17 protein-coding genes and 1 pseudogene are annotated in these 21,134 nt (G+C 29.1%); 3 read left to right on the top strand and 15 right to left on the bottom strand.

The genetic code is table 11. The features are described 5' to 3' along the window. Positions 1–18 precede the first annotated feature (18 nt). The gene (locus PHEL85_RS10005) at positions 19–1,161 is read left to right on the top strand and encodes an ATP-binding protein (RefSeq protein ID WP_036824619.1); all 1,143 of its coding nucleotides are present in this window, start codon (positions 19–21) and stop codon (positions 1,159–1,161) included. A 305-nt stretch (positions 1,162–1,466) separates the two neighbouring features. Here PHEL85_RS10005 and PHEL85_RS10010 read toward each other — a convergent pair whose 3' ends face one another. From PHEL85_RS10010 to PHEL85_RS10020, 3 genes are all read right to left on the bottom strand, one after another. After that, positions 1,467–2,024 carry an MOSC domain-containing protein gene (locus PHEL85_RS10010; RefSeq protein ID WP_036824620.1) on the bottom strand — a complete coding sequence of 186 codons (558 nt, stop codon included), beginning with the start codon at positions 2,022–2,024 and terminating at the stop codon, positions 1,467–1,469. Positions 2,025–2,028: 4 nt separating this feature from the next. Continuing rightward, positions 2,029–2,796, bottom strand: a complete 768-nt coding sequence (locus PHEL85_RS10015) for an enoyl-CoA hydratase/isomerase family protein (protein WP_036824623.1) — start codon at positions 2,794–2,796, stop codon at positions 2,029–2,031. Positions 2,797–2,930: 134 nt separating this feature from the next. Continuing rightward, positions 2,931–4,262 carry an MATE family efflux transporter gene (locus PHEL85_RS10020; RefSeq protein ID WP_036824626.1) on the bottom strand — a complete coding sequence of 444 codons (1,332 nt, stop codon included), beginning with the start codon at positions 4,260–4,262 and terminating at the stop codon, positions 2,931–2,933. 151 nt (positions 4,263–4,413) lie between these two features. On the opposite strand from PHEL85_RS10020, the gene PHEL85_RS10025 reads away from it, so the two are divergent. Further along, a complete protein-coding gene (locus PHEL85_RS10025) occupies positions 4,414–5,205 on the top strand; it encodes a universal stress protein (protein WP_036824628.1) in 792 nt (263 codons plus the stop codon). A 267-nt stretch (positions 5,206–5,472) separates the two neighbouring features. Here the strand turns inward: PHEL85_RS10025 and PHEL85_RS10035 are convergent, their stop codons facing one another. Both PHEL85_RS10035 and PHEL85_RS18135 read right to left on the bottom strand, forming a co-directional pair. Continuing rightward, positions 5,473–7,314: a PD-(D/E)XK nuclease family protein gene (locus PHEL85_RS10035; protein WP_235318259.1), complete on the bottom strand. Its 1,842-nt coding sequence runs from the start codon at positions 7,312–7,314 to the stop codon at positions 5,473–5,475. 205 nt (positions 7,315–7,519) lie between these two features. After that, positions 7,520–8,212 (bottom strand): hypothetical protein, encoded by a 693-nt coding sequence (locus PHEL85_RS18135; protein ID WP_235318260.1) that lies wholly within the window; start codon positions 8,210–8,212, stop codon positions 7,520–7,522. Positions 8,213–8,282: 70 nt separating this feature from the next. Here PHEL85_RS18135 and PHEL85_RS10040 point away from each other — a divergent pair, with 70 nt between their 5' ends. Then, entirely contained in the window at positions 8,283–9,089 is an 807-nt protein-coding gene (locus PHEL85_RS10040) for a nitrilase family protein (protein ID WP_036824633.1), read from the top strand. A gap of 177 nt (positions 9,090–9,266) precedes the next feature. Here PHEL85_RS10040 and PHEL85_RS10045 read toward each other — a convergent pair whose 3' ends face one another. The 10 genes and pseudogenes from PHEL85_RS10045 to PHEL85_RS10090 form a co-directional block, all read right to left on the bottom strand. Then, positions 9,267–9,704, bottom strand: coding sequence for a transposase (locus tag PHEL85_RS10045; RefSeq protein WP_316931386.1), 438 nt, complete (start codon positions 9,702–9,704; stop codon positions 9,267–9,269). Positions 9,705–9,794: 90 nt separating this feature from the next. After that, on the bottom strand, positions 9,795–10,235 hold the full coding sequence (locus PHEL85_RS10050) for an IS110 family transposase (protein WP_036824639.1): 441 nt from the start codon (positions 10,233–10,235) through the stop codon (positions 9,795–9,797). 350 nt (positions 10,236–10,585) lie between these two features. Beyond that, complete coding sequence (locus PHEL85_RS10055) at positions 10,586–11,566, bottom strand: acyl-ACP desaturase (RefSeq protein WP_036824641.1); 981 nt, start codon at positions 11,564–11,566, stop codon at positions 10,586–10,588. Positions 11,567–11,570: 4 nt separating this feature from the next. Further along, a complete protein-coding gene (locus tag PHEL85_RS10060) occupies positions 11,571–12,299 on the bottom strand; it encodes a lysophospholipid acyltransferase family protein (RefSeq protein WP_036824644.1) in 729 nt (242 codons plus the stop codon). A 134-nt stretch (positions 12,300–12,433) separates the two neighbouring features. Further along, positions 12,434–12,856, bottom strand: coding sequence for a hypothetical protein (locus PHEL85_RS10065; protein WP_036824647.1), 423 nt, complete (start codon positions 12,854–12,856; stop codon positions 12,434–12,436). Positions 12,857–12,960: 104 nt separating this feature from the next. Continuing rightward, positions 12,961–14,574, bottom strand: a complete 1,614-nt coding sequence (locus tag PHEL85_RS10070) for a choice-of-anchor J domain-containing protein (RefSeq protein WP_052108533.1) — start codon at positions 14,572–14,574, stop codon at positions 12,961–12,963. A gap of 10 nt (positions 14,575–14,584) precedes the next feature. After that, positions 14,585–17,173 (bottom strand): TonB-dependent receptor, encoded by a 2,589-nt coding sequence (locus tag PHEL85_RS10075; RefSeq protein WP_036824650.1) that lies wholly within the window; start codon positions 17,171–17,173, stop codon positions 14,585–14,587. A gap of 216 nt (positions 17,174–17,389) precedes the next feature. Then, the gene (gene pgi / locus PHEL85_RS10080) at positions 17,390–18,958 is read right to left on the bottom strand and encodes a glucose-6-phosphate isomerase (RefSeq protein ID WP_036824653.1); all 1,569 of its coding nucleotides are present in this window, start codon (positions 18,956–18,958) and stop codon (positions 17,390–17,392) included. A 4-nt stretch (positions 18,959–18,962) separates the two neighbouring features. Next, positions 18,963–20,231: a peptidoglycan DD-metalloendopeptidase family protein gene (locus PHEL85_RS10085; RefSeq protein ID WP_036826170.1), complete on the bottom strand. Its 1,269-nt coding sequence runs from the start codon at positions 20,229–20,231 to the stop codon at positions 18,963–18,965. A 102-nt stretch (positions 20,232–20,333) separates the two neighbouring features. After that, positions 20,334–21,105, bottom strand: a pseudogene (locus PHEL85_RS10090) (DUF3108 domain-containing protein). Positions 21,106–21,134 lie beyond the last annotated feature (29 nt).

Below are 21,134 nucleotides of genomic sequence, written 5' to 3' on the forward strand. Positions count from 1 at the left end.
CAAATTTTATATTTGCTAATGCTTTTCAACCAAATCATAGGTCAAGAACACATTAAAAAACACTTAAAAGTGTCTGCTGAAAACGGCAGAATTCCACACGCACAATTATTTGTGGGTAAAGAAGGAAGTGGAACTTTGCCAATGGCAATTGCTTACGCTCAGTTTTTATTGTGTAATTTTTCTGATAATGTTGATGTCTGTAATTTAAAGTGTGATAAGCTTCAGCATCCAGATTTGCATTTTGCATATCCTGTTACTTCTAACGAAAACGTAAAAAAACATCCTGTTAGTAGTTTGTTTTTAGAAGATTGGAGAACATTTATTGAAACACAACCTTATGGAAGTTTATTTAATTGGCTACAACATATTGGTGTAGAAAATAAACAAGGAATTATTGGTGTTGATGAAGCTGAAGAGGTTGTAAAAAAACTGAGACTTAAAAGTTACGAAGGTGGTTTTAAAGTAATGATTATTTGGATGGCAGAAAAAATGAACATTGCTGCTGCCAATAAACTTTTAAAATTAATTGAAGAACCACCAGAAAAAACGGTGTTCATTTTAATTACTGAAAGTGAAGAACAGCTTATAAATACTATAAAATCACGTTGTCAGGCATTGCATTTCCCTGCATTGAGCGAACAAGATATTTCTAATGCATTAATTGTAAATCATCAAGTTTCTGATAATGATGCTGCAAAATTAGCACATCAAGCAGAAGGTAACTTTAACAAAGCATTGCATTTATTACACAACGATTCTTCTGATCTTATTTTTGAAGAATGGTTTGTAGCGTGGATTAGAACTGCTTTTAGAGCCAAAGGAAATGCAGCAGTTGTTAAGCAATTAATTGAATGGTCTGATACGATTGCAAAAACCGGACGTGAAACTCAAAAACGTTTTTTAGGTTATTGTTTGCAGTTTTTTAGACAAGCAATGTTGTTAAATTACAAATCTGAAAACTTGGTTTTTATGGAAACAAAAACTGGTTTTAATTTATCAAAATTTGCTCCTTTTGTTCATGGTGGAAATATTTTAGAGATTGAAAAAGAGTTGAATGAAGCCATTTATCATATTGAAAGAAATGGAAATGCAAAAATTATTTTGTTAGATCTATCAATGAAATTAACTCGGTTTTTACATAAAAAAGAAGATACGATTTAATTTTTTTTGAAGCTATTTCCAGCTTTTCACTATATCTTTTTTCTTCTGTTCTCGATACAAATTTTTCATTCTTCAAAATTCACTCGAACTGACAGAAAAAAGGATGCCGTTTCAATCTGGGCTAAACTTGTTTGCTAGCTAATTTTTCAAAATTTACTCCTTTTTTTTTTGATTTTCAGATTTCTCCATAAAGTCGAAATGACAAACTGAATGTCATTTCGAATGAAACGCAGTGGAATTGAGAAATCTAAACCTAATTATGTTTTAGATTTTACGTAAAGGCAAAATGACAAACACAAAAAATATTACATCTCTTTTACAAGTCTTTGAGCAACATATAAATCTGCAATTGTTGGGTTTTCTGGACATGATTTGATTTGCTCAAAAATATCACCAGATTTTACAAAACCTGTTTGAATCACTTTAAAATAAACACCACAAAAAGTAGTATTCCAGAATTGTTTTAAAATTTTCATATCGTTAAAACGAACTCCTAATTTTAAACAAGGGTTTCTTTGCACAGTTGCTTCTAAAATGGTTTCGCCAACTTTAAAAGTGTCTCCAGAGTGAATTTTGGTTTCATCTAAATCATCAATTGTTAAGTTTTCTCCAAAGATGCCCATTTCAAAATCTAATTTAGGATAATGTGGTTTAAAAAAGTCGTAATGGTTTAATGAATACCCATAAATTGCTTGTAAAATTCCTCCATGATTTTCTCTATTACAAATTGTATCACCTTTTACATCTTCTGTATCTAAAAAGATAGGTTTATCAACAGCATATTTAAAAATACCTGTAGTTATTAATTCACCTTTCCAATCAATTTCTTTTCGTTCTCCAATATTTGTAGAAACTATTTTCATAACTCTACTTTTTAAATTTTGCCAACGCTTTTTTTGTAAAATCAGACAAGACTAATTTTCCAGAAATAGTTGCTCTTTCAGCTAATAAATCGTTCCAATTTTCTGTTCCTTCCCACAAAACCTTTTTCATTTCAGCCAAAGCTTCAGGATCATAAGATGCTAATTTTTCTGCTAAGATTTCTACTTCATCATCTAGCTCTTTTGCAGATTCATAGACTTTTACAAACAACCCTTTTTCTTTTGCCCAATAGGCATTTTTCCAACTAGTTGCATCTAAAGTAAGTTCTGCAGTTCCTGCAACTCCAATTTTACGAGTTACAGCAGGTTCTATTACAAAAGGGCCTATTCCTATAGTAAATTCAGATAATTTTATAGCAGCATTTTCTGTAGCCAAAACATAATCACAGGCAGCTGCTAAACCAACTCCTCCTCCAACAGCTTTTCCTTGAATTCTACCTATAATTAACTTTCCACAAGTTCTCATTGCATTTATCACATTTGCAAAACCAGAGAAAAATTGTTTTCCTTCTTCTAAATTTGAAATTGCAACCAATTCATCAAAAGAAGCACCAGCGCAAAATGCTCTTTCTCCTTCAGATTTTAATATGATTACAGAAACTGAATCATTATTTTTAATTGAATTCAACTCATTTGTTAATCTGTCTAATAATTCACTTGGAAAAGAATTACTTGCAGGGTGACCAAATTCTATAGTTGCAATATTATTTTGAATGTTGGTATATAAACTTCCGTTTTGTCTTGAGGTTGTCATAGATGTTTCTTTTTGTAAAAATAAGGTTTATCTTTTATCTATCACTTCGTTTTTTGAAGTCTCTGTCTGGTCGAGCGCAGTCGAGACCTAATTACGAACCTCTCGACTGCGCTCGAGGAGACAATTAAACTAATTTATTGTTCAACAAGTGGCAAAAACTTACTTCTAAATCTAATAATTAATGGCAATCCTCTTGCAATAATCCAAAGTGTAAAGGCAATCCAAATTGCAGTTAATTTTAAATTATAATAATCAAAAACCAACAAAGTTGGGATAAAAACCAAGCCTGTTGAAAGAATTAAAAGATTTCTTAAGTATTTCATTTCTCCCATTCCTTTAAACATTCCATCAAAAATAAACGTAATCGCACTTATGGGTTGTGTTATTAAAACAATCCAAAAAACATGATAAAATTGTTCTAAAACATCTGGGTCTTTTGTAAAGATTTGTCCGATAAAATTATAAAAAATAGCACCTAACAAAGCAATAATTATTCCCGTTGTTAAACCATATTTAAAAAGTTTATTGCTTAATTCTACCAAAGATTTATAATCTTTTGCACCTAAAAATTTACCTGATAAAATATTTCCTGCACTAGAATATCCATCAATCATAAAAGCGCCTAACAGCCAAATATTAATACCAATTGTATAAGCTGCAATGTATTCTTTACCATAATCTGTGGCATAAGCAGTTGCAAAATATAAAGCTGTATTTAATGCAATTGTTCTCACAAAAAGGTTTGCAATCATCCCTAACAAACGAGGAACTTCTTTATGAAATGGATAACTTATTTTTAAAGTAATTGGTGTTTTTTTCAATAACAAAAACAGGGCAATAATTGCCATTGTAATTTGTGCAATTACACTTGCATAAGCAGCTCCTTCTATATTCATTGCAGGAATATAACCTTCTATTCCATAGACAAAAACAAGATCTAAAACTACATTTAACAAAGCTCCAATAATAGCAATTATCATTGGATAAAAAGTGTTTTGCAAACCTCTAAATGTTCCAAAAACAGCAAATACAAAGAGTGAAAATGGGAATCCAAAAATTCGTATTTCAAAATAAGTAATACAATAATCTAAAACTTCTCCTGAAGCATTATAAAATTGAAAAATTTGTTTTGCAAACGGATAAGAAATTGCTAAAACCAATAAACTTCCTAAAACTACAATTGCAATTGCTTGTGCTGGTAAGGTTTTAATTTCATCTAATTTATTGGCGCCAACATATTGTGAAATTATTGAAGAAATGGCACTTCTTATTTGCCCAAAAACCCAAATTAACATCGAAATAAATGCACCTACAATACCTACTGCTGCTAAACTTTCGGTTGCATTTTCATTAATATTACCAATAATTGCAGTGTCTGTAATAGACAATAAAGGTTCTGCAATACCTGCAATTAAAGCAGGAATTGCTAACTTATTAATCGATTTTAAACTAATATTTGTTTTCATATCTATATTTTGCAAATGTAACTAGATTTGCGTTAAGGATTGCAGTGAAAAGCCCACAGTGAGGAACGAACGAGGACTTGAAACGGAAAGCCTGACCCTTGTGGTAACGCCCAAAAAAAATATGTAACTTTGCAGCTTTAAATTTAGCATTATGAAAAATATTTTAGTCCCAATTGGATCTACAGAAAAAGCAATTAACACTTTACAATATGCGATTGATTTTGCAGCAGAAATAAATGCAAATGTATTGGTTTTTAGAGCTTACAAAGCAAAATCTAAAGCAGGTTCTATGGTAAATATGACTGCCATTATTGAGCGTGAAACCAAGTTGTACTTAAAAACAATGGTTAGTGCTGTTGATAGAAAAAATGTTGATGTAAAATTAATTTCTTCTAGAGGTAATGTTATTGATAGTGTTGAATCTATTGATAATGAAATTGGTGTAGATTTAATTATTGTTGGTGCTAAAAGTAATTCTATTAAACATGGTGTTTTTCTTGGAAGTACAGCTGGTAGTTTGGTTAAAAAATCGAGTTTACCCGTTTTAACGATTCCTGAAGGTTATGTTTACAAACCTATAAAATCGGTTTTATTAGCGTTTAAATCTGGTGTTATTAAATGTAAAACGGCTTTAAATCCTTTGGTTACTTTGGCAGAAAAATTTAATCCAGAAATAAATTCTTTATTAGTTAAAACGGTTGGTCATAAAGACGAAGATTTAGTTTTAGACAAAGAATTACAAGAATTACAAACTAGTCTTACTACTACAGAAAACGCAACTACTTTTCAAGGTGTTTTAGAACACTTTAAAACGCATAACCCAGATATGTTATGTGTTTTTAGACGTAAGAAAGGTTTCTTTAAAAAATTATGGGAAAAAAATACAGTTCTTAAAAAAGAGTTTCATACTTCTATTCCTTTGTTAATTTTGAAGGGGAAGTAATAAAAAAACAACTTATTTTATTTCTTTAAAGGATAAAACGTTGTCAGTAAAATCTATATCATTAGCACAGAAATAAATTTTAGCTTGGTAATTGATCGTATTATAATCCAAATCAGTAACTATTTCTGCTAGTGGAATAAATGCAAAAACTAAAACAAGAAAGATAGATACTATTCTTACAGAAGGAGTTTGTCTATCAGTTTTTGAAAACTTGATGTTAATCTGGTCAAAAGTTTCTTCCATGGCATAAATATAATAAATTACTACTTAATATTTTAAATCTGCAGGTTCAATAAAATCTACATTAAGCGTGTAAATCTCTTTAATGTAGGTTTTAATTTCTGCGATAAACTCTTCTAATCTTTCTTCTGTAATTTCTAAATCTGGTTTTCTGTAATTTGATGAAAAATTGACAGATAAAAAACCACTATTTAGGTTTTTAAAAGAATAAATTCCGGCTTCTAAAGGTTGCTTAAAATTATACTTTTTACTTTTTGTATATAAATATGCATACAAGAGAACTTGAATTGCTTTATGCTGCTCTTTTTCTCTTAATTTTTCGAAATCTAGTACTTTTAAATTAGCACTACTCACCATTCCTGTTTTGTAATCTATAATTCTTAATACACCATTTAATTCATCTACTCGATCTACTTGACCATGAATTTTGATCGGAAAATCGATTCCATCAATTGCTATTTCGGTTGCTAAGTTTTCTTCGGTTGCAATAATTTTTAATTGATTGTTTTTGTTTTTTAACAACTCTTTTTCTTGTGATAAAAAATTATTGACAAACCTATTTGCTACTTCAAAAATTAAACGATTCCTTCCTGTTGAAATATCTCCGTTTTTAAAGAATTCTTTAAAATGTTTAATCACCAAATCTTTAGATTTCGTTTTCATTACATCTATATCTTCAGATAACAAAAATTTATTTACAAAAGGTGTATACAGCTCATCTAAAGTTTCATGTACTACAGTTCCTAAAGTATTATAAGCAACAGTTTCTTCTACATCTTCAAACTCTTTTAGTTTCAAAATTTTCTGTTTGTAAAACGAAATTGGATTGTATAAATAATTGGTTAAAGCAGATGGTGAAATACCTTTTTTAGCCAATTCTTTTAGCTTTTCTATAACGGATTCATTTTTTTCAACTACTTTCAATTCCACTTTTTGTGTCACCACTTTTGGAGAAATCATTTTCTGAACAACGTCTGTTCGCATCATTTCTAATTGGGTTACAAAACGGCTTTTTTCTCCACTACCAAAAACATCATGTTCTGTATTATAAATGATAAAAACGTTTTTTGTTCTTTGCATTAATCTGAAAAAATGATATGAAAAAATAGCGTCTTTTTCTCTATATGTTGGCAAGCCAAATTCGATTTTTACATCGAAAGGAATAAAAGAATTTTGCTGACTACTTGCTGGTAAAACACCTTCATTAGTAGACACTAAAATGATATTTTCGAAATCTAAAACTCTCGTTTCTAACATTCCCATTAATTGTAAACCTCTTAAAGGTTCTCCTTGAAATGATAAACTTTCTGAAGAAATTAATTGTCTAAAGAAAAGTGCTAATGTTTTTAAATCTGGAAAATATTTAAACTCATTTTGCAATGTTTTTAATTGTGTAAATGTGGTGTAAAATCTAAATAAATATTCCTTTTCTAATTCAGTTACATCTTCTTTTAAAAAGTTGATTAAGTTTAAAATCCTGTCTAAAAACTCATCAATAGAATCATAAGAATTAAAGATTGCTATCATTACTTCTTTAAACTCTGTATTGGAATTTTCTAATAATTTATTAATATGAGTTTGATTGATAAATGTTTGATTCTGTTTTGCTACTTCAGCTGAAAAAGCATCAATCTCTGGTATTAATTTATAAATAGATTGATGTTTTAAAAACCGAATTACGTCTTTATAATAAAATTCGTTTACAATCGATTTTTGCAGTTTATCTTGTGATACAAATAACTGAAAAATAGCAAATAACAAATTAGTAGTTGGTACATCTTTTAAAGGATATCCCATTGTTATATTAATTGCATTGATGTTTTTTGGCAACGAGTTCAATGTTATCGGTAACAAAGTTTCATCTGCCAAAACCAAGGCTGTATTTTTAAAATCAGTGATTTTTTCTAAAATTTCTCCTGCGTATTTTATTTGCGTTGTGTTTTTTGAAGCTCCAATTACTTCTATATGTTTGGGTTGAGAAAAAGAATTTCCTAAAGTTTTAATTTCATTTTTCTCGTAATATTTCCACTCGTTCTTATATCTTCTTATAAACTTTCCTGCTTGATGATTTCCTTTAAAAAAAGGCTTGATCTATATCCCAATAAATATCTGAATTTTCGTTTTCTAAAACTTTCTGAAACAGATATTCTTCTGCAGTATTTAAAGCATTAAAACCGATGATAAAGAATTTTTTATTTGAATTTTTCTGTAAAAAAGCGTCTATTTTTTTACAAGATTCTCGATATATTAAACCTTGATATCCAATGTTTTTTTCTAATAAAAATTGATAAAAAGCATCGTAAAAAATATTTAGTTTTTCTAAAAACGAATAATGATCTTTCATTAATTCTGTTTCTTTAAACTCACCTTTTACAGACCATTTTTTTAAACGTTGAATATCTCTTAAATAAACAAAAATGTCTTTTGTATCTATTAAATGCTGGTCTATTTCATTAAAATCTTGAATTACCGTAAATGCCCAAGAGGCAAAAACATCAAAAGCTACAGGCTCTTTCTCTAAACCTTTATAAATTGTATAAAAATGAAATAATAATTGAACACTATCTGCTTTTTCTATTCCAGAAATTTGATTGATAAATTGCTCAACATTTATAATTTCTGGTAAAAAACCTACAGAAATTTTATCTTTAAAGGTTTGTTTTACAAATACTTTTGCTCTTTGAGATGGTAAAATAAAAACAACATCTTTAAACGAATTTGTTGTTTTTAAAATCTCGTCTAAAGTATTAGAAATAAAAGATTGCATAGCTTTTTTTTGGTTTTCTAAATTACAAAAACTTACTTTTATACATCTTTAAACATTCAATTATTTTTTAATGCAAAATGAATTAAACGTTGTTGGTATTCAGGCAGATTTAGTTTGGGAAAACCCTATTGAAAATATTGCTTTTTTTGAAACGAAAATTAATGCGCTTTCTAAAGACACAGATCTTGTTATTTTACCAGAAATGTTTACTACTGGTTTTACCATGAAACCTAAAAATGTTGCTGAAGAAATGACTGGAAAATCGGTTTCTTGGATGCAAAAAATGGCAACTAAAAATGATATTGCTCTTTGTGGAAGTTTGGTGATTGTTGATAGACCTTTCGACTGCGCTCAAGGTGACAACAAATATTATAATCGGTTAATTTTTGTACATCCTTCTGGTAAAATAGAAACCTATGATAAAAGACATTCTTTTACGCTAGCTGGTGAAGATAAAGTGTACACTTCTGGTTCTGATAAGTTAATTGTTACTTATAAAGGATGGAAAATTTGTCCGTTAATTTGTTATGATTTACGATTTCCTGTTTGGGCTAGAAACACTAATAATTACGATCTTTTAATTTTTATGGCAAATTGGCCTGTAAAAAGAATTAAAGCTTGGGATACTCTTTTAAAAGCACGTGCTATTGAAAATATGAGTTATGTTATTGGTGTAAATAGAACGGGTAAAGATGCAAATAGTTATGAGTATTCTGGAAATTCTTTAATTGTAGATTATTTAGGTGAAGAGTTATCTAATTTAGACAATAATGAAATTGGAATTGTAAAAACAACTTTGGTTAAAACTGAACAAAATAAAATTCGAAAGAAGTTGGGTTTTTTAAATGATATGGATTCTTTTGAAATTGATTTTTAATCTTTTTGACCACATAGACACATAGAAAATATAGATTTCATGTAAATAAAAACCCTTTAGGTTATAATTCTAAAGGGTTTCTATATTTTAATTCTAATGAAAGATTGCCACATCAAACAAAAAGTTTGATTCGCAATGATCTGTGTTAAAAAACTATTATTTTTAGTTATTTTTTTTTTAATTTATGCAATATAAACTTTGATGGTTTTCATTGTAATATTTTTTGTTTTTTGCGATAGCAAAAATCTGTTTTATTAACTTATTTGCTATTGCGATTTTAATAACTCTCTCGGGTTTTCCTTTTTCTTTTAGTCTCTTATACATTTCCATACACGTTTTATTCACTCTTTTTGCAGACCAAGAACACAAGTATAATAACTTTCTAATTTGTGGTTTTCCCATTTTACAAATATGTCCCTTTCCCTTTACACTTGTTCCTGATTGATATAATCTTGGGCTAAAACCTACAAAAGCTGTGAGTTGTTTATAATTTTCAAATTTTGTAAAATTGTCTGTAATAACACTCATCATAATAGCCGTTTTCAGCCCGATCCCTGGAATTGTTTTTATTCTTTCGACCGTGTCTTTATAGGCTAATTTCCCTATTTGCTCTATCTTTTTCTCAACTTATCTATGCGTCTTATTAATAATATTAGTACTTGTTTTAATTCTTTTCTAAGATCAGGACTCAACAAACCTGTTACTTCAAAGGATTCTAGTGTCTTTTGTTTGATGTTTTTGTTTTTTTAGTAATTCTAAAGCTGTGTAAAGTTGTTTAATCTCTATACTAGGTTTACTCTCTGGGCACCATCTTTTTAACTCATATTGAGCACCATATTCGGCAATTGTCTTTGCGTCTTTTTTATCCGTTTTTGCTCTATATAATCTTGTTTGACTATATCTTCTAATTATCAATGGATTTAATACACATACATTAAAATTAGATGCATGTAAAAAAGTTGCTAACTGAACATAATAAGGACCACTAGCCTCCATTACAATCCAGTCTGATGTACCAATCAATTTAGTAAATTGCTCAAATCCTCTATTTTGATTTTTAAAAATTTTGTGTATCCATTTATCTTTTTCTAAATAAGAAACATCAAAGGTTTGCTTACTAATATCAATTCCTATAATTTTACTCATATCAAATGTTTTTATAGAAAAATTACTACATTTACTTATCAATCCTAAATACAGACTTAGACGTCTAATGATCTGTTCAAGTTTATGTAGTAAGAGGTAAAGTGATTAGCATTGCGAACGGTCTTTAATGACAAATGACGGACTATAATCTTTTCCTTTACCCTTACTTTTCTTGTTAAATATTAAATCTAATTTAAACTTTTTTAAAACAGATTATTATATTTTACAAACATAGGATGACAGAAAGCTAACAAACAAGTTTAGCCCAGATTGAAGCATTTGTTTGAGCTCTTTTTTGCATTTTTCTTGCAAAAAAAGCGAGTGCGAAAAGCTGGAAATAGCTTCTAAAACTATGCTGGCAACATCCATTTAAAATTAAATTTTGTGTCTGGAACTACAATTCTTTCTGTAATTCTGTACATTCTGTCTGGTAATTTCATTAAATAATCTCTTGCTTTTTCTGCTTCTGGTGTAAGGTTTGTAACCTTATCTATTTCCCACATATTATTTAATTTTTTTAAAATATCTACATAATCAAAACCTGTATACACACCAACTCTTTGTGCTACTGTAGAGAAATCATCAAAAAGACTTCCTTTAGTGCCAAAAGATTCTCTTAAATGCATTGCAGGCATTACAATTTTATATTTCATCATGTGTTGAAAAGCCAACATCATTTCACTTGGGTCAATTTTAAAAATTTCTTTTACAAAATGAGCATATGCTTGATGATGACGCATTTCATCTCCAGCAATAATTTTAGACATTTTTGCCAATGCTTTGTGTCCTTTTTTACGTGCAATTTTAGCTACATTATTGTGAGAAATATAGGTTGCCAATTCTTGAAAAGTTGTATACACAAAGTTTTTATATGGATCTGTTGATGTACCAATATCAAAACCATCTGCAATTAAATGTTGTGTAGAAATTTCTACTTCTCGCATATTTACACGACCAGATAAATACAAGTATTTATTTAAAACATCTCCATGTCTGTTTTCTTCTGCGGTCCAGGTTCTTACCCATTTTGCCCAACTATTATCTGGGTCTTGAGAAACTCCATCTAAATCTAATAACCAAGATTCGTATGTTGGTAAAGCTTCTTCTGTAATAGTATCACCTACTAAAACTACCCAAAAATCGTCGTGTAATTCTTTAGATAATTCTCTAATTTCTTCTACTTCTGTAATAAAAGAATCTTTTTGAGAATTTGGTAAGAAATCTGTTGGTTGCCAAATTTTTTCTGCAGGGATTAAATATTTATCCATAAAGGTTTGCATACTTTTTTCTAAAGTAAGCATCACTTCTTTTCTTACATTGTATATAGACATGTTTTTATTTTATGTGTTCTTTTATAACTGATTCTGTTTTTTCTAACAATTCATTAAAAGGTAAAGAATCTATTTTTATTGGTTGATGAGTAGTTATTGTTATAGGACTTCCCAAACCTAATGGAAATTTTCCATATTTAAAAACTTTCCAAGAATTGTTAATGGTCAAAGGTACAATATATCCATCTTTATTGTATTTTGTTATTACCTTCAATCCGTTTGTTGCAAACTTTTTAGGTTTTCCGTTTCTACTTCTTGTTCCTTCAGGAAAGATAATTGCTCCCCATTTATTTTTATTTATTCTTTTAGAAAAACTTACAAGTTCACTTATTGCTTGTTTAGGGTCTTTTCTATTGATTAAAGCTGCGCCTCCATTTCTTAAATTAAAAGAAACACTTGGTATTCCTTTGCCAAGCTCAATTTTTGCTACAAATTTTGGATGATATTTTCTAAAAAACCAACCAATTGGAGGAATATCAAAAGTAGATTGATGATTAGAAACAAATATAACTGAAGTATTTTCTGGTATTTTTTGTTTATTAATTACACGAATTGGAACACCTATTATTAATAATGATTTTACTAAAAAAAAGTTTAAAGTAGCAACAACTTTTCCATGTGCTTTTTGACCGAATAAATTTAAACTCAGCCATTGTAAAGGATGAAATATAATTAAAAATAAAAAAAACACCAATACAAAGATTGGTGATAATATGTAACTTAGAATTTTCACACGTTTAAATTTTATGAATTAGAAAAAATATTTATAAAATTAAGAACGTGTGTAACCACTTCGTTCTCTAATTAAAATTTTTAAACTTGCCTTTTCAAAAAAAGGTTTAAAATTTATTAATGTTCGTTTCATCTTTAAAACCAGTTATTCCAAGGTATTCTTGAAAGTATCAATACTAATGCTAAACCGTAAAAGATTACAAATGTTTTAAATTTTGCAGCATCTTCTGTTTTCTTTTTATGTTTAGACCAACCAATTGTAATTAATACAATTGCAATAATCATCATTATTGGGTGTTCTACTGCCATTAATCTGGCAGTTTTATCAGCCATAACTTCTCCTCCGTTATCTTTTAATGCTTTATACCAGGGTGACATAAAATACCAGCCTAAACCTATTAATAACTGTATATGAGAAACAATAAGTGTAAATAAACCTATTCTTAAATTTTTATCTTTAAACTCTTTTTTTTGTTTTAAACCAATAACAGCGTTTACAACTGTAATAATTAATAATGCTAGTACAATATAAGCCCAATATGAGTGTATGTCTTTCATAATTTGTGTTAATTTTGTTGTTATTGCGAAGTTACTAATTTTATAAATAAAAAAACCACCTCGATTGAGGTGGTTTTAATTATTTCTACTAATATTTTATAATATTAGTTCCTTATATAAACTCCACTCTTTAAAATGTAGTTTATTGTAACATTTTGTGAAGAACCATTATACATATATATAGTAACTGCAAATTTTTGATCCTCTTCCATTCCTGAAAAACTATTTTTTATCACAACGTTTACTACTTCATCAATTTGAGCTGCTGTCCAATTAAAAGTACTAATGTTTCCATAAGTTTCTAAATTAAGTACTGATGAAGGATAGTCTGCTCTAAATGTATCAGCAATTAACGTGTAATCAGATGCAACAAACTCGTATTTAATTGTATTATCTGGAACCCATGTTGCTCCGTCATGAGCTAATTGTAAAGTTGTAGTAATAGTAGATTCATATCCTACCCAAGAACCATTACTAAAAGTATATAAATTCCCTCTTAATTGAGCACCTGAACTACTAGATATATAATCATAAATTACAATTAATTCATCTTCTTCCTGTGCGTAAGGGTATTTAGTTTTTAAGAATGTAGGTAAATAATCATCTGCAGGAATTGAACTCCCAAAATTATTTAGTCCCATAGAACTAAAATCAGCATCATTTATAAAATACACACCTTCAGTTGCTACCCAAGATCCATCTATAAAAGTATAGAAACCTTCATAATTAATAGTTTCTCCTTCAACACCTGGAGTTTTTATTACAACATTATCTATTTGCCATGTTGCAGCTACAGATTCAGTAGATTCATATTTAAATGCAATATGGATTTTTTTTCCTTCATAAACAGTAAGATCAATTTCTTCAGACAAGACATAATCATAATCATAATTATCACCTGTAGGTAGTGTTTGTATATCAATTACATCCCAATCTGCAGTTGCTTGATCTCCCGAATAATTAGAAGATATTAATACATTAATTAAATCCCATCTATCTGAAACAAAAGCAGCAGCTTGATTCACTTGAAAAGTAAGGTTTGATTGATTTGTTAAATCAATTTCTGGTGAAATTAACCAATCTTCATTTTCTCCATTATTATACGCTGACATTTTAGCATAAGTATATTCTTGATAAGAACTAGAATACCACCCTTTTGAACCTAAAACACTTATAGTATCAAAACCACTAAGAGTTCCATTGAAATCAGCTTCTAATAAATTTGTTATACCAGCAACTGGTTCAGAAGTAAATTGTTTATATTTTGCTAAAATAATATCTCCTTCTTCAGCATTTGGAAAATTTACTGCTAAAATATCTGAAGGATCTTCATCAGGATAAAGCGCAAATGCATTATTAATATATCCAGGATAATCTTTGTTTTGAAATGTAAAAATAGTGTCTACATATGTATAATCACTAATACCATCTGCATTACCAATGTATAATTGGTATTCTATTAATGCAGAAGAACCTTTGCCCCAAACTGAGTATTTATTTGCTAAAAAGCTTGGTAAAGCAGCTTTTGCGTCATCTTCTGAGCTAAAACTACCATAAGATAAATCTAATGCATCATAATCTTCATCAGTAAGTGTATAGGTTACATCACCAACTATTGCAGATGCTTCTGCATCTAACTCTTCATTAATATCTTCTAATGGATCACAAGAAGTAAATACCATTGAAAAAATTGTTAATAATAAAAATATTTTTTTCATCTTTTATTTTTTAAAATTTGACTTTTAACCCTAAACTAAATGTTCTTCCTGCTCCATAATACACTAACGCTGTATCATAATTTGAAGAATCTCCATTATTAGCATCAGAAATATATTCAACATCAAAAATGTTATTCATATTTGCTGTTAAAGTGCTCTCTAGACCACCAATTTCAAAACCATGGTTTAATCCTAAATCAAATAAATGATAATTAGGCATTTTCCAAGCATCTTGTCTATATCCTTCAATTTTTTCTAAATCAGATTCAGTTAGCACTTCACCTTCATCTAATTCTATTGTTCTACCAGTAACATTCATAGTTGCATAATTGTCTCCTGCGTAATTATAATCTAAAGAAATACTTGTTTTTTCTAATAAATCATATTTAACACCAAAAGCAAAAGTAGTTTGCGCAGCATCAGAAACTTTTAAACCTTTTGCATACACTGTACCTGATGATATAACCTCACCAGTAGTATCATTAAATGTATTTGCAGAAGCATCATCTTTCCATTTCCAATTTCCTAAAGAAGCCATACCTGTAATTGTTAATTTATCAATTGGTTTAAATAAGAAATCTACCTCTACTCCTTTATGTAAAGCGTCTAAACCAGTTACGTTAGATGTAATATTATCACCATTAGCGTCTGCTAGACTAAACGACATAGATCTATCTAACCATGTAGTGTGGTATAAGTTAACATTTGCCGAAAATACCTGCGATTTAAAACCATAACCAAGTTCTGCACTAAACACTTTTTCATTTAAAGGGTCTTCAAGTAAGTCTACACCAAAGTCATTTTCAAATACAGCATCCCAAAATGGTGCTCTTGAAAAGTACCCAACGTTTGCAAATACTTTTTGTTGGCTATCTAAGTTGTAATTTGCCCCTGTTTTTACACTGTAACCTAAAAAGTCTGCTTTATCAGATTCTCTATCTTCAGATCCAAAAGACATAAAGTCATCTTTACTGTATGTAGTATTTGATAATGAAGAAGATAAAAATACAGATAATTCATTCTGGCTATATTCTAACTGTGTAAAAATCCCATACCTTGCAACATTACCATCATAATCTTTATTAAAACGATCACCTACTTTTAATGCTTGACCTCCTGTTTTTTCATCAAGATCATCATTAAAGTAGTATTGTCCACCTAAAAGATCTGTTACTTCATACCAGTGAGAACCTACATAAGATCTAGCATCTAAACCACCTGATAAAGATATCGTTTCAGTTAACTCAGTTTTTAATGTTGATAAAACACCATACCATTCATGAGAATTCTTAGAAGCTGCAAAAATATCTGTAGCACCGTTAGCTCCATTAGCTGCATTTTCTGCAACAATTCTGTCAAAATCAATTGGTTGGTCTATATCTCCTAATCTATAATCATCATTTACAAATTTATTACCATCTCCTTGAGTTCTTCTACCCCCTCCAGAGCCAAATGAAGCATAAATATTTGTTGTTAAGAAAGTTTTATCAGAAATAATCCAATCATGATTTAAAGATAATTGTGGTTTGTGATAAAAATTAAAAGAAGTATTTTCTACTTGACCATTTCTATAACCCCAATCTGGGTTAAATCTTTTACCACCTTGTTCTGTTGCTCTATATTCAGCAATAGTTCTTCTATTATATCTTTGTCCGTGTTCTTGAATTGCTCCAATTGCATTGAAAGATAATTTATGATTATCATTAATTTGTTTAGAAATATTTAAGAAGTAATTAAAACCTTCAAACTGAAGACCATTTACATAACCTTCTCCAGAAATTTTAGCAGCAGAAGCTGTAACAGCAAAACCATTATCCATCAATCCAGTTGATAATGTCATACCATATTTCTGATATCCATTGTTACCAGTATGCATTCTTATTATTCCTCCTTTTTCTGCATCTGTAGATTTAGAAAGAATATTAATTGTACCTCCAATAGAAGGTACTGCAACTTTAGAAGCTCCTAAACCTCTTTGCACTTGCATTGCAGATGTTACATCTGATAATCCAGCCCAGTTAGACCAATATACAGCTCCGTTTTCCATATCATTAACAGGAATACCGTTTATCATAACCGCAACATTAGTTGATCTAAATCCACGTAAATTTATTCTACCATCTCCATAACCACCACCTGATTTAGTTGCGTAAACACCTGGTGTTGATTTTAAAATTTCAGGAAATTCTTGAGTTCCTAATTTAGCTTCAATATCTGCTGCTTTAATAGTAGAAACAGCAACTGGTGTTCTTCTATCAATAGCAAATGAAGTTGCAGTTATTACAATTTCATCTAAAGCACCAGCGTCTTCTACTAATTTAATTGTTAAATTCTTTTTTGAAGAAGAAAAAGCAATTTCTTTAGACTTAAACCCAATAAAAGATACTACTAAAGTACCTGAGTTGGTCTTTGCATTTAAAGAAAATTTTCCATCAAAATCTGTTGATGTTCCGTTTGTTGTTCCTTTTACAACAACACTTGCGCCTGGTAAAGGTTGGTTTGTATCATCTACAACCGTACCAGTAATTTTAGTTTGTCCTAAAACAGTAGCTGTTACCAAAAATAAAGCTACAAATAATAAGTTTTTAAAATTTCTCATTGTTTAATTTTATGTTATTAAATGTTTTACAAAAATCCTCTTTTTGAACTTCTGCAATGTTAATTTAATGTTAATTTTTAACAGGAAATTAAGAGATTTAAAAATATAAAATTATTGAACTTAACTGGTTTTCAATCTGTTAAATTTTGAAAGACTTGTTAACAAAAGTTAATTAAATAGTTAATGCTTATTAAAAGGCGTTAGAAACAGAATTTTTTAAGATTTACTGAGTAATTTTTTTGCCAATTCTTTACCTAATTCCACACCAAATTGATCGTAACTATAAATATTCCATAAAATTCCTTGTGTAAAGATTTTATGTTCATAAAGTGCAATTAGTTTTCCTAAAGAACGTGGAGTTAATTTATCAAAAAGTATAGCATTACTTGGTCTATTTCCTTCAAAAACTTTAAACGGTAAAAGTTTCGCTATTTTATCTTCATCACCAGAAAACTTTAATTCTAAATGAACTTCTTCTTTTGTTTTACCAAAAGCTAATGCGTCCATTTGACCATAATAGTTTGCCATTAATTTATTGTGATGATCAGTTAAACCATATAAAGATTCTTTATAACCAATAAAATCACATGGAATTAATTTAGTTCCTTGATGTACCAACTGCATAAAAGCATGTTGCATATTTGTACCTGTACTTCCCCAAACAATGGTACCTGTTTGATAATCTACTTTAACACCATTTCTATCTACACCTTTACCATTACTTTCCATAGTGGCTTGCTGTAAATAATCTGGAAGTTTAGCTAAATATTGGGTATAAGGTAAAACGGCCTCTGTTTCTGCACCGTAAAAATTATTGTACCAAACACTTATTAATGCTAAAATTACAGGAATATTATTATCGAAATCTTCATTTCTATAATGTAAATCCATTTCTTCAGCTCCTTCTAAAAGTGCTTTGTAATTATCATAACCTACAGACAAACTAATAGATAAACCTACAGCAGACCATAAAGAAAAACGACCTCCAACCCAATTCCACATAGGAAAAACGTTTACTTTATCAATTCCAAAACTATCAACTGCTTCTAGGTTTGTTGAAACTGCCACAAAGTGTTTAGGAATATCAAAAATAGTTGCAGATTTTAAAAACCAATTTTTAATGGTTTCTGCATTCGAAATTGTTTCTTGTGTTGTAAAAGTTTTTGATACAATTACAAATAATGTTGTTTCTGGATTTAAGGTTTTTATAACTTCTGAAACATGATCTCCATCTACATTTGAAACAAAATGAGTTGTTAGCTGATTTTTATAAAACTTTAAAGATTGTACAACCATATCTGGTCCTAAATCTGAACCCCCAATACCTATATTTACAATATCTGTAATAGATTTCCCTGTATATCCTTTCCATTTACCAGAAATAACTTTGTTAGAAAAACTTTTAATTTTTCTTAAAGCTGCTTGTATTTGTGGCTTAATATTTTTTCCATCAACTAAAATTGGTTCATCAGAAGTACTTCTTAATGCTGTATGTAAAACTTCTCTACCTTCTGTTACGTTTATAACTTCTCCTGAAAACTGTTTTTCAATAGCATCTTTTAAATCAACTTCTTTTGCTAATGCTACTAATAAATTAATTGTTTCTTTAGTAATTCTATTTTTAGAAAAATCTACAGATAAATCATCAAGTTTTAATGAAAAATCTTCTTTTCTATTTACTTGTTTGTCTAAATCTTTTATGTTGATATTTTGAATATCATTAAAATGATTTGTTAATGCTGTCCAAGCATTTGTTTTAGTTGGGTTGATGTTTTTTAAAGCCATTATTTTAATTTTGCGCTATACTTTCTATAATTTCTGGTTCTTTAACCGGAAGCATTTTATTTTCTAATTGATATTTGAGTGGTTTCATAAACTCAAAATATCTTGGTCTTATACTTTTCTTTAAAGGTTCTGCTGCTGGTAATTTTTGTTTAAACGGATCTACTTCTCTACCGTTTTTCCAAAAACGATAACAAACATGTGGTCCACCTGTATTTCCTGTCATTCCTACCCAACCAATTACATCACCTTGTTTTACGTATTGTCCTTTTTTAACTTTACGATTCTTCATATGTAAATACTGAGTAGAATACGTAGCATTATGTTTAATTTTTACAAATTTACCATTGCCACCTCTTCTTGTAGATTCAGTTACTGTTCCACTAGCTGTTGCTATAATTGGAGTGCCAATATTTGCTGCAAAATCTGTACCTCTATGAGGTTTAATTCTGTTACCATAATAAGCAATTCTTCTTCTTAAATTATATCTCGAAGAAATTCTATATTGAAATTTTATTGGAGATTTTAAAAACTGACTTCGAAGCATATTTCCTTCTTCGTCATAATATTCAGGAATTCCTTTAATAGAATCTGCTACAAACCTAAAAGCAAACAAATTTGTTCCTTTATGTTTAAAAACTGCAGATTTCACCTCTCCATAACCTGCAAAAATAGTATCATTAATAAATTTTTCTTCATAAGTAAACTTAAAAGAGTCTCCTTTTTGAAGTTTATAGAAATCTAAAGTCCAAGCATAAATATCTGCAATTGTCCAAGTTAAATTTGGTTTCAACCCTAAACTATCAATAGTAACAGATAAACTTGAGTTTATTATTCCTTGTGCCGTTTTTAAAACTGTTTTAATAGGTTTTTTATGACGAGTAGCAGTAATTATTGAATCTTTAAAATCTACAATTGTTGCATTAATTTTATCGTGTTTATAAATAAAAATTTGTGCTTTCTCTGTAGAATCTTTACTTGCTAAAATAGTATAAGGCTTACCAGCCCTAACTCTTCTTACGTCAAAAGTTTCTTTTATAGAACCTGCAATTTGATTTATTTTTGGGTAAAAAACATGATGTCTATCTAAAATAGCACCAAAACTCTCTCCGCTTTTAATAGTATCTTGAATTACTTTAAAATCATCTAATTTATACCCATACCTATAAACTGGCTTAGGTTTTTCTTTTTTGATTGTTGAAGTTGACTTTTCCTTGTTTTTATTACAAGAAGAAAACGAGATAATTAATACTAAAAGGAGGATTGTTTTTTTCAAAAAAATTGTACTGTTTAATGTAGTTCTCAAAAGTACAAATAAAAAAGTTTTATTAGGTATCTATATTGATGAAGTTCCTATAACGGTTTCGTTAAAGATTTCCTAATACTTCAAAAAAGGATTTGCTAATCCTTTATAATGTTCTAATTCGGCTCTTAAAGAACCTACAGATAAATCTGCTTTCATTTTAATTGGAATTTTATTAGCATCATCAGTAATCCACAAAGTAACGCTTTCTTGCGCTTTAAAAACTCTACCCGATTGAACTAAAGGTCTAAAAATCATGGTTTTTACTTTACCAAAACTTGTTTTTAAAGTTTCTCTTCCTAAAAAACGTAATTTAAAAGGATAAATTTGAGAATCCATAAACATGTCTATTGCAATTTCTTCTCCCTTTTTCATGTTTTTAACATCTTTGTTTCTTAAATAATAAAAAGAAGAAAGCATGTCTTGCACATTAAAAAAATGCTACAGAAGTATCTTTTTGCAAAGTAAAGTCTTGTATATATGCTCTATTTGAATCGTAATTAAATGAAGTAATTCTATGTTTCTTATAACCACCTTCGTCTATTTTTCTTTTAAACATATAGGGCTTAACAGTGTCTTTATCAAAATAAGATTCATATTTATCATCAACATTAAAAAACCATTTAATCATACCAGAAGTCCAGCCAGTACCTTTAGTATGAAAAACTGTTTTCCCATTAAAATCCTTTTCTTTAACTTCTAAAATTGCTGTTCCAGCTCTTAAAAAACCACTGTAACTCATTTTATAACGAAGCCACTCTCCACTTTTAAATGCAGTAGAATTTTCTTGACTATTGGTAGTTGTCAAGAAAAAAAGGGTAATAAATAATAGGATATACTTTTTCATAAAAAACCAAACTTATAAAAAAGTAATGA

It is taken from the genome of Polaribacter sp. Hel1_85 (assembly GCF_000766795.1).
GTDB lineage: Bacteria > Bacteroidota > Bacteroidia > Flavobacteriales > Flavobacteriaceae > Polaribacter.